This window comes from Gilvimarinus sp. 1_MG-2023, from assembly GCF_030548285.1.
Genome location: NZ_JAUOSC010001737.1, coordinates 1 through 235 on the forward strand (window position 1 = coordinate 1; position 235 = coordinate 235).

General features: G+C 58.3%; 1 protein-coding gene. It reads right to left on the reverse strand.

The features are described from left to right. Nucleotides 1-235: UvrD-helicase domain-containing protein (locus Q4563_RS22680; protein ID WP_303606157.1), on the reverse strand; the 235-nt coding region annotated here is incomplete at both ends.

Consider the following 235-nt stretch of genomic DNA (forward strand, 5'->3'; position numbering starts at 1 on the left):
GTACTGCACCGAGTTGGTGTCCTGAAACTCGTCCACCAAAATAAAGGGAAAGCGGCATTGATAGTGGCTGAGCAGTGAGGGGTTGTTGAGCCATAGCTCGTGGGCTCGCAGCAGTAGCTCGGCAAAATCGACCAAGCCGCCGCGCTCGCAATCGGCCTCGTAGGCGCGGTATACCGACGCCATAGTACGGACAAACTGGTCGGCCGACTCCTGAATATGTTTGGCGCGCAGGCCC